This window comes from Laribacter hongkongensis DSM 14985 (assembly GCF_000423285.1).
GTDB lineage: Bacteria > Pseudomonadota > Gammaproteobacteria > Burkholderiales > Aquaspirillaceae > Laribacter > Laribacter hongkongensis.
In genome coordinates this window covers 32384-53227 of the sequence record NZ_AUHR01000006.1, presented here as the reverse complement: position 1 = coordinate 53227, position 20844 = coordinate 32384, and the positions used below count along the sequence as shown (strand labels likewise).

Annotated in this window: 16 protein-coding genes; 10 read left to right on the top strand and 6 right to left on the bottom strand. The window is 65.8% G+C overall.

Annotated elements, in window-relative coordinates; genetic code table 11:
- Window positions 1–41: 41 nt before the first annotated feature.
- From G542_RS0107260 to purM, 5 genes are all read right to left on the bottom strand, one after another.
- Entirely contained in the window at window positions 42–1424 is a 1383-nt protein-coding gene (locus G542_RS0107260) for a chloride channel protein (protein WP_012695989.1), read from the bottom strand.
- 82 nt (window positions 1425–1506) lie between these two features.
- Window positions 1507–2844 (bottom strand): RsmB/NOP family class I SAM-dependent RNA methyltransferase, encoded by a 1338-nt coding sequence (locus G542_RS16255; protein WP_373279780.1) that lies wholly within the window; start codon window positions 2842–2844, stop codon window positions 1507–1509.
- A complete protein-coding gene (locus tag G542_RS0107250; RefSeq protein WP_027823776.1) occupies window positions 2840–3904 on the bottom strand; it encodes a DUF3108 domain-containing protein in 1065 nt (354 codons plus the stop codon). The genes G542_RS16255 and G542_RS0107250 overlap by 5 nt, the downstream gene beginning before the upstream one ends.
- 9 nt (window positions 3905–3913) lie before the next feature.
- Window positions 3914–4549 carry a phosphoribosylglycinamide formyltransferase gene (gene purN / locus G542_RS0107245; protein ID WP_027823775.1) on the bottom strand — a complete coding sequence of 212 codons (636 nt, stop codon included), beginning with the start codon at window positions 4547–4549 and terminating at the stop codon, window positions 3914–3916.
- Between the two features lie 140 nt (window positions 4550–4689).
- Window positions 4690–5724, bottom strand: coding sequence for a phosphoribosylformylglycinamidine cyclo-ligase (purM, locus tag G542_RS0107240; protein ID WP_027823774.1), 1035 nt, complete (start codon window positions 5722–5724; stop codon window positions 4690–4692).
- A gap of 146 nt (window positions 5725–5870) precedes the next feature.
- Between purM and G542_RS0107235 the strand changes: the two genes are divergently transcribed.
- From G542_RS0107235 to G542_RS0107200, 8 genes are all read left to right on the top strand, one after another.
- Entirely contained in the window at window positions 5871–6974 is a 1104-nt protein-coding gene (locus G542_RS0107235) for an AI-2E family transporter (protein WP_012695994.1), read from the top strand.
- Window positions 6975–6986: 12 nt separating this feature from the next.
- Window positions 6987–7658, top strand: coding sequence for a DnaA regulatory inactivator Hda (hda, locus tag G542_RS0107230; protein WP_012695995.1), 672 nt, complete (start codon window positions 6987–6989; stop codon window positions 7656–7658).
- Window positions 7655–8323, top strand: a complete 669-nt coding sequence (locus G542_RS0107225) for a histidinol-phosphatase (protein ID WP_027823773.1) — start codon at window positions 7655–7657, stop codon at window positions 8321–8323. Before hda ends, G542_RS0107225 begins: the two co-directional genes overlap by 4 nt.
- A 25-nt stretch (window positions 8324–8348) precedes the next feature.
- Entirely contained in the window at window positions 8349–8906 is a 558-nt protein-coding gene (locus G542_RS0107220) for a ubiquinone biosynthesis accessory factor UbiJ (protein WP_027823772.1), read from the top strand.
- A gap of 42 nt (window positions 8907–8948) precedes the next feature.
- On the top strand, window positions 8949–10463 hold the full coding sequence (ubiB, locus tag G542_RS0107215; RefSeq protein WP_027823771.1) for a ubiquinone biosynthesis regulatory protein kinase UbiB: 1515 nt from the start codon (window positions 8949–8951) through the stop codon (window positions 10461–10463).
- Between the two features lie 149 nt (window positions 10464–10612).
- Window positions 10613–11587, top strand: a complete 975-nt coding sequence (moaA, locus tag G542_RS0107210; protein WP_027823770.1) for a GTP 3',8-cyclase MoaA — start codon at window positions 10613–10615, stop codon at window positions 11585–11587.
- A 12-nt stretch (window positions 11588–11599) separates the two neighbouring features.
- Window positions 11600–12292, top strand: a complete 693-nt coding sequence (locus G542_RS0107205; protein ID WP_012696000.1) for a carbonic anhydrase — start codon at window positions 11600–11602, stop codon at window positions 12290–12292.
- A 196-nt stretch (window positions 12293–12488) separates the two neighbouring features.
- On the top strand, window positions 12489–14102 hold the full coding sequence (locus G542_RS0107200) for a methyl-accepting chemotaxis protein (protein ID WP_027823769.1): 1614 nt from the start codon (window positions 12489–12491) through the stop codon (window positions 14100–14102).
- 149 nt (window positions 14103–14251) lie between these two features.
- Here G542_RS0107200 and G542_RS0107195 read toward each other — a convergent pair whose 3' ends face one another.
- The gene (locus G542_RS0107195) at window positions 14252–14791 is read right to left on the bottom strand and encodes a hypothetical protein (RefSeq protein ID WP_027823768.1); all 540 of its coding nucleotides are present in this window, start codon (window positions 14789–14791) and stop codon (window positions 14252–14254) included.
- A gap of 334 nt (window positions 14792–15125) precedes the next feature.
- On the opposite strand from G542_RS0107195, the gene G542_RS0107190 reads away from it, so the two are divergent.
- Window positions 15126–16868: an autotransporter assembly complex protein TamA gene (locus tag G542_RS0107190; RefSeq protein WP_034985270.1), complete on the top strand. Its 1743-nt coding sequence runs from the start codon at window positions 15126–15128 to the stop codon at window positions 16866–16868.
- The gene (locus G542_RS0107185) at window positions 16868–20803 is read left to right on the top strand and encodes a translocation/assembly module TamB domain-containing protein (protein ID WP_027823766.1); all 3936 of its coding nucleotides are present in this window, start codon (window positions 16868–16870) and stop codon (window positions 20801–20803) included. Before G542_RS0107190 ends, G542_RS0107185 begins: the two co-directional genes overlap by 1 nt.
- The last annotated feature ends 41 nt before the right edge of the window (window positions 20804–20844 follow it).

The following is a 20844-nucleotide window of genomic DNA, read 5'->3' as shown; positions in this document are numbered from 1 at the left end:
TGACTGAAACGGTCGGATTCTAGGTCGGCATGCCTGATGGGTCAATTGTCCTTGCGCGTTGCCGGGGGTGGCACCAGTGCCGACAGCAGCAGCTGCGCCTGCGCCTCGTACAGGCTCTTGCGGTTGAACTGGCGCGACACGCCGCTGGCGATCAGTGCCGTCACCATCAGTGGCACGATCATCGACGGCGACTCGGTCATTTCCATCACCACCACCAGTCCGGTCAGCGGCGAACGCGAAAAACCGGCAAAGAAACCCACCATGCCCAAGAGCGCCATCGCCTGCGGATGCACCTCCGGCAGCAGGCGGCCGATGTCGTAGCCAAAGCCGGCACCGATGGCGAGCGACGGCGCCAGCACCCCCCCGGTCACGCCGGAAATCTGCGATACCAGCATGGTGAAAAGCTTGACGATGCCGAACCACTCCAGCCCTTGCGCATTGCCGGTCACGATCCGGTGCGCCTCGTTGTAGCCGGTGCCGAAGGACTCGCCGTGCGTGGCAATGCCGATCAGGGCGATCAGCACGCCGCAGACCGCGGCGAACAGCATCGGCTGGCGGCCGCGCCAGGCCAGCAGGCGGCTGCGGCTGCCGGTCGACACCGCCAGCATCGCCCGCGCCGCCAGGGCACCGAACGCACCGCAGATCACGCCGGTCAGCAGCACGGCCGCCAGCTGCGAGCCGCCCAGTGCCCGGAAATGGATGGCCGTGGTACCGAAATAATCGTAATTGCCGAATGCCGCCATGGTGATCAGGCCGGCAAGGATTACCGCGGTCAGGATGATGCCGCTGGCCCGCGGCTCGAAGCTGCGGCCCATCTCCTCGATGGCAAACACGATACCGGCCAGTGGCGTGTTGAATGCCGCTGCCACACTGGCCGCTCCCCCGGCCAGAATGGTGGTGCGGATGGCGTTTTCGCTGTGGATGCCGAGCCTGCGCCCGAGCGAGTGCGTCAGGGCCGCCCCGATCTGGATGATCGGTCCCTCGTAGCCGAAGGTGCCACCGGCACTGATGCCGGTCAGGGTGGCCAGCACCTTGACCACCGCCACCCTGAAGGTCAAAAAGCGCTCGCGCAAGAAGGCGCCGCGCCGCTCCAGCGTGGCAATGGTCTGGGCGATGCCGCCGCCAGCCGCACCGGGAGCGCAGACCTGCACGATCAGCAGCGACAGCATGAACATCAGCGGCGTCCACACCAGCATCCACCACGGCGACAGCGCGTAGGCCGCCTGCGTCCCCAGACTGGCGAGTTTGCTGCCCCAGGTCAGCACGACACCGGCCAGCCCCACCAGCAGGGCACCTCCCCACAGGGCCAGCCGCTGGCGCGTCAGCGCCCGCGACAGGTAGAACGCCCGTACACGGCGGTTGACCCGCCGGGCACGACGCTTGGTCGGGTGCGTAAACCAGTCGGGGAGGAAATTGCGCTGCATCAGGAGGCTTCAGTCGGTCTAATTGGTATGAAATTTAGACCTATTGAATCCGCCAATGCAAATGCGTGTCGCATTTTGGCAATCACTCGGATTCGTCGGTCGGACCAGCGGTTTCAAAGGCTTCGGCCGGTTCGTTTTCCTGTTCATCCACTTCCTGCTCATCCACCGGTGGCGTACGCGTCAGCACGGCCGCAAAAAAGCCGTCGGTGCTGTGCACGCCCGGCAGCAGCCGCAGGCGGCTGCCGGTGTCCAGCGCCACGCCGGCCTGTTCCAGCAGCGTGTTGACCGGCGTTTCGCTGAATTCCGGATGGGCCGCCAGGAAAGCATCGACGATGGCATCGTTTTCCGCCGGCAGGACCGAGCAGGTGGCGTAGACCAGACGGCCGCCCGGTTTCACCAGCTGGGCTGCCCGCGCCAGGATGCTGGCCTGGGTCTTGTTCAGCTCGGCGATGCTGGCCGGCGACTGGCGGAACTTGAGGTCCGGGTTGCGGCGCAGCGTGCCCAGTCCCGAGCACGGAGCGTCGACCAGTACGCGGTCCACCTTGCCGGCGAGGCGCTTGATCTTGCTGTCGTTTTCGTTCTGGATCAGCTGCGGCGTCACGTTGGACAGGCCCGAACGCGCCAGCCGCGGCTTGAGGTTGGCGAGGCGCTTTTCCGACACGTCAAAGGCGTACAGCCGGCCGCGCGAGGCCATCATTGCGCCCAGGTGCAGGGTCTTGCCGCCGGCACCGGCGCAGAAATCCACCACCATTTCCCCGCGGCGGGCTCCGACCAGCAGGCCCAGCAGCTGGCTGCCCTCGTCCTGCACTTCGACCGCGCCTTCGAGGAACAGCGGGTGGCGGTTGATCGGCGGTTTGCCCTTGACGCGCAGGCCCACCGGCGAAAACGGTGTCGGGGCCAGTTCCAGCCCGGCAGCGCGCAGTGCGGCCAGCACGTCTTCGCGGCGCATTTTCAGCGTGTTGGCGCGCAGGTCCAGCGGGGCGCTGTTCTGCATCGAGTGGCCGAGCGCGACGATGGCGTCGTCGTCCTGCCCGCCCGCCCGCAGCGCGTCCACCACCCATTCGGGCAGCTCGGCACGGCCGGCGAGGTCCAGTTCGGGATGGGCGGCCTTGAGTTCGACGACCCATTTCTTTTCTGCTTCGGTCAGGATGCCGTCGAGTTCGCGTACGTTAAGGCCGCGTACCTTGATCAGGCTGGCGATCACCAGCCGGCGCGGCGTGGCCGACGGGGCGGTGAGGGCGGTCAGGAAGGCGCGGCGGCGCAGGACGGCGAAGATGGTTTCGGCGATCAGGTGGCGATCCTGCGCGCCAAGCTTGCGCATGTCGCGGAAGTAGGCCGACAGCACGGCGTCAGCCGGGCGTTCGCACGGCAGTACGCGGCGCAGGGCGTCGACAACGGCGTCGAACTGGGCGGGATTAATGGCCATTTTGGTAAGGGTCCTTCGGTGGTTTCTCTAGTATGGTGTCAGCGCCGATCACCAGTTTGATCAGGCGCTGGTCAATGGTCTTGTCGTCGTCGCGAAAGCGGATGCGCAACGGCAGGTTGTGGTAGTCCGGCGCCAGCCAGAATTCAAGCGTGTCGCCGCGTGCCTGGCTTTTGACCAGAACGCTGTTGATCTCGCGGTCGCCCACACTGACCGGACTTTCGCCCACGGCTTCCAGCGGGTAGCGGTAGACCTTCTTGCCGGTGGTGACCTGGACCGGTTCGGCAAACGCCGCCGTGCCGCGCAGGGCAATCTGGAACGCCACGCTGACGATGTCCTGGGCACCGGCTTGCAGGGCGGTTTCCTGCAAGGGCAGGTCGCGCCCGTAACGCAGGATGCCGGCCTGGTAGTCGAATTCGGCCTGTTCGCGCAATTCTCCGCCTTTGCGCGCCTCGAAGCGATCCGGCGTCAGTCCGCCGGCGGTGATCCGTCCCTCCGACAGATAGCCCAGCCGTTTGCCGAACACCGGCCGCAGGCGCACCTCGAGCCGGTAACGGCCGTTGTCCTGCTGCCAGTCGAATTCGGCGAGGCCGGCCAGCAAGGCACCGTAATACACCTCGTAAGTCAGCCGGGCCGCAGGCGGGAACTGCCGGCTGAAGGCTTCGGCCTGTTGCCGGGCTTCCTGTTCCGGGTCGGGGGCAAACGGGCGTTCGCCGGGCGGCGGTACGGCCGTTTCCGGTGCCGGCGTGTCCTGCTCCGGAGCCTCTTCTGCTGGCGGTGTGGCCGCGGTGCCGGCGGGTGCCGGCTCTTCGGCTACGGGCGGCGTGTCCGCTGCCCGGGTGACGATGGCCGGTGGGCGCGGGCGTGGTGCAGCTTTGGGTGGCGGCGGGCTGGCCGGCAGTTTCAGTGCCTGCGCGTGCAGTTCGACGGTCAGCGGTTTGAGCGGCGACTCGTCGAGGCCCGGCGACCACTGCCAGCCATTGCCGAGCGCCAGCAAAAGGACGTGCACCAGCAGCGACAACCCCAGTGCCAGTCCCCAGCGCAGGCGCCGTGACATGCGGCAGGCTCAGTCTGCCCGCCCCAGGCGGGCACGGGCTGACGGGGCGGCGTCGCGTACGCGTACGGCCAGTCCGTCGATGGTCAGGCGGTCTTCCACGAACCAGCGCACGGCCTGCGGATACACCTGGTGTTCTTGCACCAGGATGCGCTCGGCCAGGGTGTCGGCCGTGTCGTCGGGCAGGACGGGTACGACGGCCTGGGCGACGATCGGACCGTGGTCCAGCTCGGCCGTGACGAAATGCACGGTACAGCCGGCGACGGCACAGCCGGCGTCAATGGCGCGCTGGTGGGTGTGCAGGCCGGGAAAGGCCGGCAGCAGCGAGGGGTGGATGTTCAGCAGGCGGCCGGCAAAGCGGTTGACGAAACCGGTGGTCAGGATGCGCATGAAGCCGGCGAGCACGACAAGGTCGGGGCTGAAGCGCTGGATGGTGGCTGCCAGAGCGTCATCGAACGCCGCACGGTCGTGGTAGTCGTGGTGGTTGAGGCCGATGGCTTCGATGCCGCGGGCGGCCGCCCACGCCAGTCCGCCGGCATCCGGCCGGTTGGAGATGACGGCAGCAATGGTGGCGCCGGGAATGGCAGCCTCGACGATGGCCTGCATGTTCGAGCCGCGGCCGGAAATCAGGATGACGATTTTTTTCATGGCGGTCCTCTGCTGCCGGCGCAAGCGGCAGGTTCTCCTGTGGACAGGCCGGCGGGCGCTTTCTCAAGCCTGGCACCGTCCGGCAAAAACGACAAAGCGCCGCGGCCCGGGCGCGCGGCGCTGGCAGGCGCGATGGCGGATCAGGCGATCTGCGTCTGGTGTTCGTCACCCTGGCGGGCACGCACCAGGCCGAGGCGATGGACGGTTTCGCCCTCTGCCGTCAGCAGGGCAGTGGCTGCGTCGGCCTGCTCCGGCGCGACGATGACGACCATGCCGATGCCGCAGTTGAAGGTGCGGTACATTTCCTGGGCGTCGACGTTGCCCTCTTGTTGCAGCCACTGGAACAGCTTGGGCAGCGTCCAGCTGGCGGCATCGATCTGCGCCACGCAGTTGTCCGGCAGCACGCGCGGAGTGTTTTCGGTGATGCCGCCGCCGGTGATGTGCGCCATGCCCTTGACCAGTACGCCGGCCATCAGCTTGAGCAGCGGTTTCACGTAGATGCGGGTCGGGGCGATGATGGCGTCACGCAGGGTCCGGTCGCCGTCGAACGGGGCGTCGAGGTCCGGGCCGGCGCGCTCGATGATCTTGCGCACGAGGCTGAAACCGTTGGAGTGCACGCCGTTGGAGCCCAGTCCCAGCACCACGTCACCCGGCCGGATGTCGCGGCCGGTGATGACCTGGCTCTTTTCGACCACGCCGACGGCAAAGCCGGCGAGGTCGTATTCTCCCACCGGATACATGCCGGGCATTTCGGCGGTTTCGCCGCCGATCAGGGCGCAACCGGCCTGTTCGCAGCCTTCGGCAATACCCTTGATCACGTCAGTGGCCTGTGCCACGTCGAGTTTGCCGCAGGCAAAGTAGTCGAGGAAGAACAGCGGCTCGGCGCCTTGCACCAGAATGTCGTTGACACTCATGGCCACGAGGTCGATACCGACGGTGTCGTGGCGGTTCCAGTCGAAGGCCAGCTTGAGCTTGGTGCCGACGCCGTCGGTGCCGGATACCAGCACCGGCTCGCGGTACTTCTTGCTGATCTCGACCAGTGCGCCGAAACCACCCAGGCCGCCCAGCACTTCCGGGCGCATGGTGCGCTTGGCAAACGGTTTGATGTTCTCGACGAGCTGATCGCCGGCGTCGATGTCGACACCCGCATCACGGTAGCTCAGGGATTGCGTCACGGAGGGCTCGCTTTCTTGCTCAAATGGGGGAAGCGCATCCGGCATGCCTTGGGGATGCCGGGAAATCCTGAATTTGGTATACGTTCACGCCGGCGCACGTCGCGTGCCGGGAAAACCTGCTACAGTCGCCGCATTTTACCCGAAATATGCCTCGCTACCGCCGCCGTCCTGCCGTTTTCCTCTGGAGCCGCCTGCTGCTTGCGCTGGCCGTGGTCTTTTGCCTGTGGCTGGTCTGGCATCTGGCCGATGTGCTGATGCCGTTTGCCGCCGCTTTTGCCCTGGCCTACATGGCCGTGCCGGTGGTCGACCGGCTGGGCCGGATGGGGGTCAACCGCACGCTGGCCACCAATCTCATGCTGCTGCTGGCCATTGCGCTGGTGGTGCTGGTCATGCTGCTGGTCATCCCGATGTTCGTCAGCCAGATCCAAGGGCTGGTGGACCGGCTGCCGGGGCTGGTCGACTGGCTGGAGCGCACCGTTTCGCCGCGCATCCACGAGTTTTTCGGCATTACCGTGCATTTCGACGTCAATTCGATCAAGACCGGACTGGCCGCTCATCTGGGATCGGTGCGCTCGGCGCTGGCCAACCTGTTGCCAGCGCTGACCAGCCAGGGCATTGCGCTACTGACTTTCCTGACCAATGTACTGCTGACGCCGCTGCTGGCGTTTTACCTGCTGCGCGACTGGCACACCCTGCTGGCATCGGTGGAGCGCCTGCTGCCGCCGCGCTGGCGTGCCGGTGTGACTTCGCTGTGCGGCCAGATCGACCACATGGTCGGCGAATACCTGCGCGGCCAGCTGGCGGTGATGCTGATCATGGCGGCGTTTTATGGTGGCGGCTGGCTGGCTGTCGGGCTGGATTCGGGATTTGCCATCGGGGTGGTGGCCGGCTTGCTGGTGGCGATTCCGTACGTGGGCGCCTTCATCGGCGTGCTGCTCGCCACGATGGCGGCCATCCTGCAATACGGTACGCTGCCGGAAATGCTGATGGTGTGGAGCGTCTACGCCGTGGGCCAGACGCTGGAAGGCTTCGTCATCACACCGCGGCTGGTGGGCGACCGCATCGGCCTGCACCCGGCGCTGGTGATCTTTGCCCTGATGGCTGCGGGCAGCCTGTTCGGCTTTGTCGGCGTGCTGCTGGCCCTGCCGGCATCGGCGGTGCTGATCGTGCTGTGGCGCGAGGCGCTGGCGCGCTACTACGCCTCGCGCTGGTATCGGCGTAGAATCGCCCGGTCATCCCGTCCATCCTGACCCTGTTGCCCCTTGGACCAACTCGTTCTCGACCTCACCCCGCCTCCGGCCCCGGCATTTGACCATTTCATCGCCGAGCACAACCGCCAGATCATTGCCGCCCTGACCGATGCGCAGGGCGAGCGCTTCATCTATCTGTGGGGGGCCGCCGGCGTCGGCAAGACCCATCTGCTGCAACAGTGGGTCGAGCATGCCAATGCCGTGGGGCGGGCTGCCATCTATCTGGATGCGCGGGCGGAAAAACTGCCGGACTTTGCGCGCGAGGCGCGCTGCGTGGCGGTCGACCATGTCGACGAACTGGAGCCGGACGACCAGATCACGCTGTTTTCCATCTTCAACTCCCTGCGGGACAGCGACGGCCAGTTGCTGACCGCCGGACGCGAGCCGCCTCAGCGCCTGAAGCTGCGTGACGACCTGCGCACGCGGCTGGGCTGGGGGCTGGTGTTCCAGGTGCAGGCCATGAGCGATGCCGACAAGCTCGCCGCCCTGCGCCGCCATGCGCAGATGCGCCTCGTGAACGTGCCCGAGGATGTGCTGCGCTGGCTGATTACCCACTGGCGGCGCGACATGGCTTCGCTGGTCAGCATGGTCGACGCGCTCGACCACTATTCGCTGGCGCTGCAAAAGCCGATTACCGTGCCGCTGGTCAAACACATCCTGCAAACCTCCAGACAACATCCATGAACCTTGCCCTGTTCGACCTCGACCATACCCTGCTGTCCGGCGATTCCGACGTGGAGTGGCCCGGCTTCCTGATCAAGAAGGGCATCGTGGATGCCGCATACTACTCGCGCGAAAGCGACCGCTTCTACGAGCAGTACAAGGACGGCACGCTCGACATTTACGCCTTTCTGGACTTCCAGCTCTCGCCGCTTGCCGGCCGCGACCGCGCCGAGCTGGACGCCTGGCATGCCGAATTCCTCGAAGACCACATCCGGCCGCTGATCACCGACAAGGCACGGGCGCAAGTGGCGGCCCACCAGGATGCGGGCGATCTGGTGGTGATCGTGACGGCCACCAACCGTTTCGTCACCGGCCCCATTGCGACCGAACTGGGCGTGGAACACCTGATCGCCACCGAACTGGAAGAAGGCCCGGACGGCCGCTTTACCGGCCGCCCCAGCGGCCTGCCGTCATTCCAGGACGGTAAGATCCACCGCCTGCACGACTGGCTCGCCAGCCGGGGCCAGCGACTGGAAGATTTTGACCGGAGCTGGTTCTACAGCGACTCGCGCAACGACATTCCGCTGATGAGCGTCGTGACGCATCCGGTGGCGGTCAACCCGGACGAGCTGTTGCGCGCGCATGCCGAAGCGCATGGCTGGCCGGTGATGTTCCTGCACGATTGATGGTGTTCCTGCCCGAGGCCTGACCATGCAGCGTCCGCAACTTGCCCTGATCAACCACCTGATTGCCCAGCAGCCGGAGTTGGCGGCCGAATTTTCCCGGCTGGCCGGCCGGCGCGTGCGGCTGGAAGGCGGCCCGCTGGCCGTGACCGGCGTGATTGACGGTCAAGGCCTGTGGGCACGCTGTGCCGGTGAACCGGAAGCCGTCGTGCGCATCGGCGCCGGCGTGCTGATCAGCCGCGTGACCGGGCGCGAGGTATCCAGTGCCGATGTCAGCGTCAGCGGCGACGCCGAGCTGGCGGGCGAGCTGGCCCGGCTGGCGGGCAAGCTGCGCTGGGACGGTGCGGAAGACCTGTCGCGGCTGGTGGGCGACATGGCCGCCGAGCGGCTGGCACGCAGTGCGCGGCTGGCGCTGGGGCTCAAGGGCGAGATCGCTGCCCGACTGGGCATGAGCCTGATCGAACACTGGCGTGAAGAAGCACCCTTGCTGGCGCGCCGTGCGGATGTCGAGCGTTTCTGCCACGAGGTGGACGAGCTGCGCGACGCTTCTGCCCGCCTGCAAAAGCGGCTGGAACGCCTGTCGTAAACCCTTTTGCCGGCCGGCATGACCGGCAGGCTGGTGTGCCGTATGTCTCTCACCCGTTTTTTCCGGATTGCCCTGACCTTTTACCGGTACGGGCTGGACGAGTTTTTTGCCGCCGTGCCGCGTCTGCGGCTGCTGCATTCGCTGTGCCGCCTGCTGCCGCTGCCGCGTGACCTGTCGCTGCCCTTGCCGGTGCGGGCGCGGCTGGCGCTGGAAAGCCTGGGACCGGTATTCGTCAAGTTCGGCCAGTTGTTGTCCACCCGGCGTGACCTGTTGCCGCCGGATTACGCCGACGAGTTTGCCCGCCTGCAGGACCGGGTGCCGCCGTTTGACGGTGCACTGGCTCAGCGCGAGGTCGAACGGAGCCTGGGGCGACCGGTGGCCGAGCTGTTTGCCGAATTCGACCCGGTGCCGGTGGCCAGTGCCTCGGTCGCGCAGGTGCACAAGGCGCGCCTGTTCGACGGAACGGTGGTGGCGGTAAAGGTGCTGCGTCCGGACATCCGGCCGGTGATCGAGGCCGATCTGGCGCTGATGTATGCGCTGGCGGGCTGGGTCGAGCGGCTGTCGAGCGACGGTCGCCGCCTGCGGCCGCGCGAGGTGGTGGACGAATTCGACGTCAACCTGCACGACGAACTGGACCTGACCCGCGAGGCTGCCAACGCCAGCGAGCTGCGACGCAATTTCGAGCAGTCCGACATGCTGGTGGTGCCGCAGGTGTACTGGGATTACACCTGCCGCAACGTGATGGTGCTGGAGTGGATGGACGGCATTCCGGTCGGCCAGATCGACCGGCTGGTGGCGGCCGGCATCGACCTCAAACAGCTGTCCCGCTTCGGGGTGGAGATTTTCTTTACCCAGGTGTTCCGTGACGGGTTTTTCCATGCCGACATGCATCCGGGCAATATCCTCGTGGCGCCGGACGGGCGTTACATTGCCCTGGATTTCGGTATCGTCGGCACGCTGACCGAAACCGACAAGCACTATCTGGCGGTCAATTTCCTGGCTTTCTTCAACCGCGACTATTACCGGGTGGCCACGGCGCACATCGAGTCCGGCTGGGTGCCGGCCGATACGCGGCCCGAGCAGCTAGCGGCCGCCGTGCGGGCGGTGTGCGAGCCGTTCTTTGGCCGGCCGCTGTCGGAGATTTCGTTCGGGCTGGTGCTGATGCGCCTCTTTGAAGCCAGCCGGCGTTTTCATGTGGAAATCCAGCCGCAGCTGGTGCTGTTGCAAAAGACCCTGCTCAATATCGAGGGGCTGGGGCGGCAGCTGGACCCGGACCTGAACCTGTGGGACACCGCCAAGCCGTTCCTGACCCGCTGGATGAACGAACAGATGGGCTGGCGCGGCCTGCTGCGCCAGCTGAAAAACGAGGTGCCACAGTGGGGCACCCTGCTGCCGCAGCTGCCGCGCAAGCTGGATGCTGCGCTGTCGGGCTCGTCGGACAAGCTGCTGACCGAAGGCTACATGGCGCTGATGCGCGAGCAGAAACGCCAGAATGCACTGCTGTCGGTGCTGGCGATTCTGGTGGCCGGCTTGCTGGTTCTGGTGTTAAACCGGTAACTGGCATTCCTGTATTTTCCGCCCGGAGCGGATAGGCAAAGAAGCCTTCCACGACATTTGCAACAACGAAAGGGCTTGCCGTTATACTCGCGGCAGTTTTTTCGTTTCCGAGCGCAAAATGTTCGCGCTGTTTCATTCGGAGAGAGGCCATGCTGCAAGACCGCTTCGGTCGCACCATCGAGTATGTCCGGCTGTCGGTGACCGACCGCTGCGACCTGCGTTGCAGCTATTGCCTGCCCAAGGGCTTCAAGGGTTTTGAAGAGCCGGCGCACTGGCTGACCTTTGATGAAACCGAACGGCTCATGCGGGTATTCGTGGCGCTGGGTACGCGCCGGGTACGCCTGACCGGGGGCGAGCCGTTGCTGCGCCGCGGTGTGGCTGAGCTGGCCTCGCGGCTGAAACGCATTGACGGTCTTGCCGACCTGTCGCTGTCGACCAATGCCACGCAACTGGCCCGGCATGCCGTAGCGCTGAAAGCTGCCGGGGTAGACCGCATCAATGTCAGCCTGGATTCGCTGCGGCGCGACTGCGTGACCGAACTCACCGGCCGTGACAGCCTGCCGGCCATCCTGGAGGGCCTGATGGCCGCCAAGGCTGCCGGCCTGGCGCCGATCAAGCTCAACATGGTGGCTCTGGCAGGTGTCAACGAGGCCGAGATCGAGGACATGGTTGCTTTTGCCATGCAGCACGGCTTCATCCTGCGGCTGATCGAGGCCATGCCGGTCGGAGATACCGGACGCGAAGCCAGCTACCTCGACTTGCAGCCGGTGCTGGCGCGCCTGACCGGACGCTTCGGCCTGCAACCGCAGGCGGTGGAACTGGGCGGCGGGCCGGCCCGCTACTGGGCAACGGCCGACGGGTGCTTTACCCTGGGCCTGATCACGCCGATTTCCCAGCATTTCTGCGCCACCTGCAACCGCGTGCGCCTGTCGGTGGACGGAACGCTCTACCTGTGTCTTGGCCAGGACGAAAAACTGGAATTGCGGCCGCTGCTGCGCGGTGGCGCCAGCGATGCCGAGCTGGCGGCGGCCATCCGCTCTGCCATTGAACTCAAGCCGGAACGCCACGAGTTCCGCGAACAATCCCGCAAGATCATGCGCTTCATGTCGATGACCGGCGGTTGAGGAGAAAATTGCATGCCCCATCAGATTTCTGCGGCCATCAAACGGTTTCTGGACGGTTTCCGTCGTTTCCAGACCAACTACTATCATCCCGAGAATTTCCGCTTCGAGGATTTGCAGCACGGCCAGCAACCGTCCACGATGGTGATCGGTTGTGCCGACAGCCGGGTTGATCCGGCCATGCTGATGGGCTGCGAGCCTGGCGAACTGTTTGTGGTGCGCAACATCGCCAACCTGGTTCCGCCGTGCGAAGACCATGCCCACGAAACCCATCACAGCGTGTCGGCGGCACTGGAATATGCCGTGACCTCACTGGAGGTCGAACGCATCATCGTGCTGGGGCACGGCTGCTGTGGCGGCATACGCGCCTTGATGGACGGCATCACCCGTCAACCGGAAGGAGGCTATCTGGCCAAGTGGCTGTCGATCGCCGAGCCGGTCTGCGATCATGTCCACCAGCACTACGCCGTGTGCGATGACGCCACCCAGCGTGCAATTGCCGAGCGGCAGTCGATCCTGATCTCGCTGGACAACCTGCTGACCTATCCGTGGATCCAGCAGCGTTTTGCTGCCGGTTCGCTGGAACTGCATGGCTGGTACTTCGACATTCGTGACGGTGCCCTGCACGGGTGCAATTTGCACACCCGGCAATTCATGCCGCTGGTCTGCCCGCTGGAGCATCGGGATATCGAGGCCGGTACGGCTTGATACTGTTTTTGTTCGTTTTTCCGGACCGGCAACTGCCGCCCTTTTGGGCGGCAGTCTGTTTTCCGGATGCCCCGCTCGTCAACATGGATATGTGTTTTACATTCGCGCAATTCTCATGGGTTAAAAATCGGTAGAATTACGGGTCAATTGAATAAACCATCACTTGCCCGGTACGGGGAAGTCAGGAGACCTGATCATGACGATGCGCAGCAAACTTCTCCTTCTGGTGGGGCTGGCGCTGTCCGGACTGCTGCTGCTCAGCGTACTGGGATTGCACAGCCTGCGGATCAGCATGCTGGACGACCGGATGCAGAAAATGCGCAGTCTGGTGGAAACCGCGCTGACAACGGTGACGTACTACGAAGGCGAAGCGGCTGCCGGCCGGCTGGAGCGCGAGGACGCCGAGCACCTGGCGCGCCAGGTGGTGTCCAAGATGCGGTATGACGGCAAGGATTATTTCTTCATCGTCGATCAGGACATGAAATTCGTGGCGCACGGCGCCAATGCCAGGCTGGTGGGCCAGAGTGCCAATACCGTCAAGACACCTGACGGCCACCTGTTCGGTGACCTGATCCGTTCGGCCATGCAGGGCAACGGCGAGCTGTACTACCGCTGGGACAAGCCGGGAGCCAGCGAACCGGTCGACAAGATTTCCTATGCGAAGCAGTCGGGTGACTGGAAATGGGTGGTGCTGACCGGTGCCTATGTTGACGATATCGAAGGGGCCTTCTGGCAGGCTGCCTATGTGCAGCTGGCCCTGATCGCCATCTTGGTGGTGGTGCTGATCGTCTCAAGCCTGATGATCGTGCGCGGGCTTCTGAAAGGACTGGGTGGCGAGCCGGCCTACGCCGTGCAGATCGTGCGCCAGATCGCCTCCGGGCAGCTGGGTACGCAGGTCCGGCTGGCGCCGGGGGACAACAGCAGCCTGCTGGCGGCCATTGCCGACATGCAGGGCAACCTGCGTGAGCTGATTGCCGGGATTATCCGCAGCGCCAACGAGCTGGGGCAGATGGCCGGCCGGATTGAAGAGCATGCCGAGGTCAACGCCAGCCATTCCGAGCAGCAAAGCCAGGCTGCCGCCGCCATGGCCGCTGCCATCGAACAGCTGACCACCAGCATCCAGCACATTGCCGACCACGCCAATGTGGCGCGGGACCAGTCGCAGGCTTCGGGAGAAATTTCCCGCCAGAGTGCCGACGTGATCCATCGCACGGTCAACGAAATCGAGCAGATCAGCAGTGAAGTGGGCGTGGCCAGCGAGTCGATCCGCGAGCTGGCCGACAAGACCGAGTCGATCAAGACCATCATGACCGTGATCCGCGACGTGGCCGAGCAGACCAACCTGCTGGCACTGAATGCGGCCATCGAGGCGGCCCGGGCCGGAGAAATGGGGCGCGGCTTTGCCGTGGTGGCCGACGAGGTGCGCAAGCTGGCAGAGCGGACCACCAGTGCGACCCAGGAAATCGCAGCGATGATCGGGGCCATCCAGACAACTTCGGATGTTTCGCGCAATACCATTGCCGATGCGGTCGGCCGGGCGAAAAGCGGTGTGGCTCTGGCCGCAGAAGGCGGAGCTGCCATTACCCGCATTCAGGACAGTGCCGGTGAGGTAGTCAGCGTCGTCAACGACATTTCGCACTCGCTGAGCGAGCAGAGCCTGGCCAGCAACGACATTGCCCAGCACGTCGAGCGGATCGCCCAGGGCGCGGCGGCCAACGCTGGCGTGGCGCATGAAACGGCTGCGGCAACGGTCGAGCTGCACAAGCTGACCCACAGCCTGCGCGAATCGGTGTCGCGCTTTACGGTCTGAGCCAGCGGCCGTCCGGCCGCTCATGTGACGGGTCGCAGCATGCGGCCCGTTTTCAATTCTGGTATGGAAAAACGGACAAACACGCCCGGCGCAGGGCCGGCTGCAATGACATCCCTTCAACTGACCGGGATGTGCAGGGCGCACGGTATTCAGGCGGCAGTCAGGCCGATGTCGGCCAGGGAACGACAGCTCAGGGTGGCCGGGCAGAGCAGGGACCAGAGGCTGCCGGCATCCAGCGTCAGGGCTGCCGGTTCGATGTCCTCAAGCGAAACATGCACCAGTGCATGATGGTCCGGCGTCGCAGTCCTGCCCGTCCGGGCCAGTTGCCGTACCGGAGACGTGCCTTCGGGCGCTTCGGCATCCAGCAGCAGGGCAGCGGCTGTCAGGCGCGCTTCGGCCGGCTGGAGTTGTGGCTGGCGGCTTCGCAGCAGATGGGTGGCAGCGTGCAGCAGGGGCAACTGGCTGGCGAGTACCGGAGTGAGCTGTGCGGCAGCAGGTTGCTGCACCAGCAACTGGGTAAGCAGGGTCAGTACGCGGCTGCGGGTTTCGGCCATGCGGGCGGGCATGGCATCGATGAAGGCCACGTCGTCAATCAGTACGGTGATGGCAGCATGCGGCAGGACATGCAGGCGCTCGCCGAGCGTCGAAGACAGGGAAGACAGCAGGCGGGTCAGTATGGGGTCAGTCATGATGCGGGCTCCGGTCGGGTCTGGCTGCGTTTTCCGGGGCTTGCCGCTCGTACTGCCTGAAACAAGAATGCCGCCGGAATTGCGGCGGCACTCTGTAGCTGGGTTTCCTTGCTCGTCACTCAAGCCTGGCGCCGCCCGTGGAGGTGCGGTACCAATAATAAGAGCAGGCGAGGAAGGATTGCGTATTCATGCCGTGCAGTCTGGTACGGGCCGTCCGGCTTGTCAAGCGTGTCTGCCGGCGGAAACGTACCGGCTTATCCCAATGGCTTTTGACCGGGCGGGTTTCACGAGGTAACGTAAAACCATGCCTTTTCTGCGATTTCCTGACGCCAGCATGCGCCGTCTGCTTTCTGTCACCTGCGGTCTGTTCCTGATGCTTCCGGCTGCTGTCCATGCAGGCTACCGGGTAGAGATCGACGCGCCCGGCAGCCTTGAGCCGCTGTTGGCCAGCTATCTGGAAATCATGAAATGGCGCGACTACCCGGAGATGACGACCGAGCAGCTTGAGCGGCTGTACCAGGGTATCCCGGCAGACGTGCAAAGCCTGACGGCCACCCAGGGATATTTCCGCCCCGAAGTGCTGACGCACTGGCAACACGGCGAATCCGGTGGTGAGGACGTCATCAGCATTACCGTGTCGGACGGCCCGCCGGTATTGGTCGGCAGCGTCGACCTGACGCTTGCCGGTGCGATCGAGGACGACCCCAATCTCGAGCGGCGCCGGCAGCGCCTCTACCGGGTGTGGTCGCTGAACGACGGTGACCGCTTTACCCAGTCCGGCTGGGACGACTCCAAAAAAGCGGCCTTGCTGACCCTGCTGGCCCGCCGCTATCCGACTGCGAGGCTGGTTTCCAGCGAAGCCCTGATCGACCCGGCCTCCGGCAATGCCCGGCTCAGTGCCCGCTGGGACAGCGGACCGGCATATTTCTTCGGCCCGCTCAAGGTGAAGGGGCTTTACAACTATCCGTCCGCCATCGTCGAGCGGCTGGCCGGGTTCCACGAAGGAGACGTATACAGCCAGCGGGCCTTGCTGGATTTCCAGTCAGCCCTGCAAAACACGCCGTATTTTTCCAGTGTGTTCGTCCGGCTTGATTCCGACCCGGACACTGCCGCCGCAGCTCCGGTCGAAGTCGACCTGACGGAAGGACCGCAACAGAAAGTCAGTTTCGGCCTGGGTTACAGCACCAATACCGGTGAACGCGGCGAAGTGTCATGGCGGAATGTCAACCTGTTCCAGCGCGGCTGGATCCTTGATGCTGGTGTCCGGCTCGAGAGCAAGGAGCAGCGGGCCGGAGCCGAGCTGACGCTGCCGCTGGACAGCAAGGGCTACGTCTGGAACGGCGTCGCGCGCTACGAGCGCAGCGACATCCAGGGACTGGACACGTCGCTGTACCGTTATGCCGTCAGCCGCAGCCGTAACCGCAACAACATCGAGATGTCCACTGGCCTGACTTATATCGGCGAACGTGCCCGCATCAGCGGCCAGCCGGACAGCAATACACAGGCGCTGATGCTGGGCTGGTCGTGGAGCCAGCGTGCCGTCGACAATCCGCTGAATCCGCGTCGTGGCTACACCTGGCGCAGCGAGCTGTCCGGTGCAGCCAAAGGCGTGCTGTCGGATACCAGTTTCGTGCGCGGCTACGCCAAGGGGGTGCTCTACATACCGTTCAGCCCACGCTGGGGCTGGAGCATCCTGCGCGGTGAAGTGGGCGAAGTGTTTGCCAGCGATGGCGACCAGGTGCCCAACGATGTCCTGTTCCGGACCGGGGGTGCCGGCAGCGTGCGCGGTTATGCCTATCAGAGCCTCGGGGTCGAAGAGGGCGGAGCCGTGCTCGGTGGCCGCGTGCTGGGCGTAGCCAGCGCCGAATACCTGTACCCGGTCACGCCCAAGTGGGCTGCCGCGGTATTTGTCGACGCCGGCAACGCTGCCCGCCGCTGGCAGGATTTCCGCTTTGCCGTGGGCTACGGTGTTGGTGCCCGCTGGGCCAGCCCGGTCGGTCCGCTGGGGCTTGACCTCGCTTATGGCGTGGATGCCCGGCAGGCACGGCTGCATTTCACGCTGGATGTGAGTTTCTGATGCACGACGAACCGCCGGTTTCCCTGTCTGACTCTGAAGAAACATCGCCAGCTCCCAAAGCCCGGCTCCGCTGGCTGTGGCGCACGCTGCTGGGCGTGACGCTGGCATTGCTGCTGGCCCTGGGCGCAGTGGCCGGGCTGCTGGCCAGCGCACGAGACAGCGCCGGCCTGACCCGGCTGGTGCAGGTGATCGAGTGGGGAAGCGGCGGCCGGCTGACCGTGGCGGCCGCCGGAGGCGACCTGTTTTCCCGCTGGCAGTTGCACGACATCCGTTTCGAATCCGCGACCACGCAACTCAGCCTGTCACGGCTGGAGCTGGCCTGGCAGCCCTCTGCCCTGTGGCAGCAGCACGCCGTGCGGGTCGACCTGCTGGCTTTGGGCGACCTGCGCGTGGTCAGCCAGCCTGATCCGGCCCCGTCAACGGCGCCGGATTCGCTGACCCTGCCGCTGGCGCTGGACATCCGCCAGTTCTCGCTGGCATCACTGGCGCTGGACGCCAGGGGCGAGCCGGTCTTGGGCCACGTGCAGGCGCGGGTCAGCAGCGACGGACGGCGCACGCACCTGACCCTGTCCCATGCCAGCACTCCATGGGCCGGGCTGGAGGGCGAAGCCACGCTGGACGGTGTGCGTCCGTTCGGAATATCTGCCCTCGTGGTCGCCAAGGGGCGGCTGGCGGGCGAGCGGCCCGAACCGGCCGAAATCCGGCTGGCGCTGTCCGGCTCGTTGCTTGACCTGCACGTGGGCGGCGGGCTGGCCTTTGCCGGTGCCAGCGGTGCCCTGGTCGCTACCCTGTCGCCGTTCGAGCCGGTCAGCTATCGACGCCTGCGGCAGGCGCAATTGCAGCTTGCACGGCTGGACCTGTCCCGCCTGGGGGCCGGCCTGCCGCGTACCGACATTCGTCTGGACCTGGACCTGGCGACGCAGGGCGACGGCAGCCGGCTGGCCGGCAACGGCCGGTTGCAGCTGGTCAATGCACTGGCCGGCATCTGGCCGGACGACCGTTTGCCGCTGGAACAGGCTACGGTGCGCGTGGACATTGACGGTGCCCGCTGGCAGGTCTCGGACAGTGAAATCCGTGCCTTGGGCGGCACGATCGGAGTGGCAGGAGAACTGCAAGGCGAGCGGCTGGGACTGACGGCTACGCTGGCCGGTGTCGATCTGGCGCAACTGGTGCCGGTGCTGCCGACCCGTATCGGCGGCAGGATCGGGCTGGGCGGACAGCTGCCGGAGCCCGTGGTGGAGCTGGCGCTGGACGATCGCGGGCGTACCCTGACCGGACGACTGGCGCTGAAAGGCGCTGCGGCTGCCCGCCAGCTTCAGCTGGCGCAGCTCAGGTTTGTGGACGGAGCGGCCCGCGTGACGGCAGAAGGCGATTTGGCCCTGCATGGCGAACAGCACTTTGCCCTTGCAGGCCAGGTGGCCCGGCTGGATCTGGCGCGCTACCTGCCGGCTGCGCCGGTATCCGACATCCAGGCCGACTGGCAGGCCAAAGGACAGCTGGCGCCGCTGGATGCCACACTCGACTGGCAGTTCGGACCCAGCCGGCTGGCCGGAGAGCCCTTGTCCGGGCATGCCCGCATTGCCGCAGCGGCTGACGGCATCCGCAAGATGGACGTGCAGCTGGCCGTGGCCGGTAACCGTGTGCAGGCCAGCGGTGCCTGGGGAAAACCGGGGCAGACGCTGGCGTTCGTGCTGGATGCCCCGCGGCTGGCGGCCCTGGGGGGTGGCTTTGCCGGTACGGTCAGCGGACAGGGCAGCCTGTCCGGTTCCTTGCAGTCACCCGTGGTGGACGCCCGGTTGCGGGCAGCCGGGCTGGCACTGCCGTTTGCCGTCCGCATTGATCGTGCCGAGCTGGATGCCCGGCTGCCGGCCGCGGCCACGGCACCACTGGCCATCCGCCTGGATGCCAGCGGTGTACGCCTGCCGGACGTGGAGCTGAAGCGGACAACCCTGTCACTGGATGGCAGCCGTGCGCGCCACCGGATGCAGCTGGCGCTGGACGGCTCACTGGCCGGGCAGGTGCTCAGCCTGCAACTGGCAGCGCAGGGTGGTGTGCAAGAGGCGCCGTGGGGCTGGCGCGGGTGGATCGACACGCTGGAAAACCGCGGGCGCTGGCCGGTGCGCCTGCTGGCGCCGGTCGAGCTGGATGCCGGTGCCGGCCGAGTGGGCGTGCGCGGTTTGCAGATGGAAGCACTGGCTGCACGCATCAGCGTGCCGGTGCTGGACTGGCGTCCGGGTGCGCTGGTCAGTCGCGGCCAGGTCGACAATGTCGTGCTGGCCGACTGGCTGGCGAAATTTCCGCAGGCCGATTTGCCGGTGCAGAGCAACCTGCAACTGGCTGCCGACTGGGACGTGCGGGCGACCGACCGGCTGGCCGGACGCTTTGCCGTCCGGCGGCAAGCCGGTGACCTGTCGGTTACCCAGCGTGACCTGCCGCGTCCGGTAACGCTGAAGCTGACGGCCATGAGCCTGGAGGGATCGCTGGAAGGTGACCGGGTGCTGTCGACCCTGTCATTGCAGTCAGCCACTTTCGGCTCTGCCACCCTGAGCAGTACCAGCCGCATTCCGCGGGTCGGCGGTGACTGGCGCTGGGCCGAGGCTGTCTGGCAACAACTGCGCGCGCAGGCCGACATGCCGTCCCTGGCGTGGGCCAGTGTGTATGCCGGGCCGACGGCCAGTCTGGCCGGGCGGCTGGAAATGGATGTCAGCATCAGCGGATCGGCAGGCCAGCGCAGCTTTGCCGGATATCTGCGCGGGCGCGGGCTGGCCTACCAGGATGCCGACCTCGGCGTATCGGCCAAGGAGGGGGAATTTGACATCCAGCTGCAAAAGCAGCGTCTGCTGCTGACGTCGCTGCGCTTTGCCGGCGGTCGCGGCAGCCTGAGCGGCTCGGGCTGGCTGGGGCTGGAATCGGACGAGCCGACAGGGCTGGTGTCGCTGGACCTGCGTGACTTCCAGGCACTGAACCGGCCGGACCGCAACCTGACGGTCAACGGTCAGTTGCAGGCAACGCTGGAAGCCAAGGGCGTGGTGGTTGATGGCCGCGTCGACGTGCTGCGCGGGCGGATCGACATTCCCAAGGGCGACCGGCCCAGGCTCAGTGACGATGTGGTGGTGGTAGGCATGCCGCGACCGGCGGCACGCGAAGGGCGGACCAAGCCTTTCTGGCTGAACGTGACCGTGGGGCTGGGCGACAACCTGAAACTGATGGGGCATGGCGTCGATGCCCTGCTGAAAGGAGCATTGCGCATCACGGCCAGCCCGACGCAGCCGCTGTCGGCTACCGGGCAGGTCGATGTGGTCGATGGCCGCTACCGGGCCTATGGCCAGGACCTGACCATAGAACATGGGGTGGTCACGTTCCAGGGGCCGATCGACAATCCGGGGCTGGATATCCTCGCGGTGCGGACCGGCTTGCCGGTCGAGGCCGGGGTGCAGGTCAGCGGAACGGTCAACCGCCTGCAGGTCAAGCTGGTGTCGACCCCCAACGTGCCGGACAACGAAAAGCTGTCGTGGCTGATCCTGGGGCGGGCCGGGCTGAGCGGTGGTGCGGAGGATGCCGGCCTGCTGCTGACGGCTGCCAGCGTGTTGCTGTCGGATGCCGATGCCGTGCCGTTGCAGCAGCAGATTGCCAATACCTTCGGGCTGGACGAGATCGGCCTGTCGACCCGTACGTCAGCGCTGGATGACGGCACGGGCAGCAGTGACCTGACCACGCAGGTGCTGACACTGGGCAAGAGGCTGTCAGAGCGGCTGTACCTGAGTTACGAGCAGGGGATCGAGGATGCCAGCCAGATCGTTAAGCTGACCTACCAGCTGTCCCGGCGCTGGTCGGTGGTGGCGCGGGCCGGCACCGACAATGCGGTGGATCTGTTCTATACCCTGTATTTTGATACGCCGGCGCCCCCGCCGGAACGGAACCCGGCGCGGCACTGACCGGTCTTACAGGAATTGGATGCCGGTACGGCAAGGAAGGA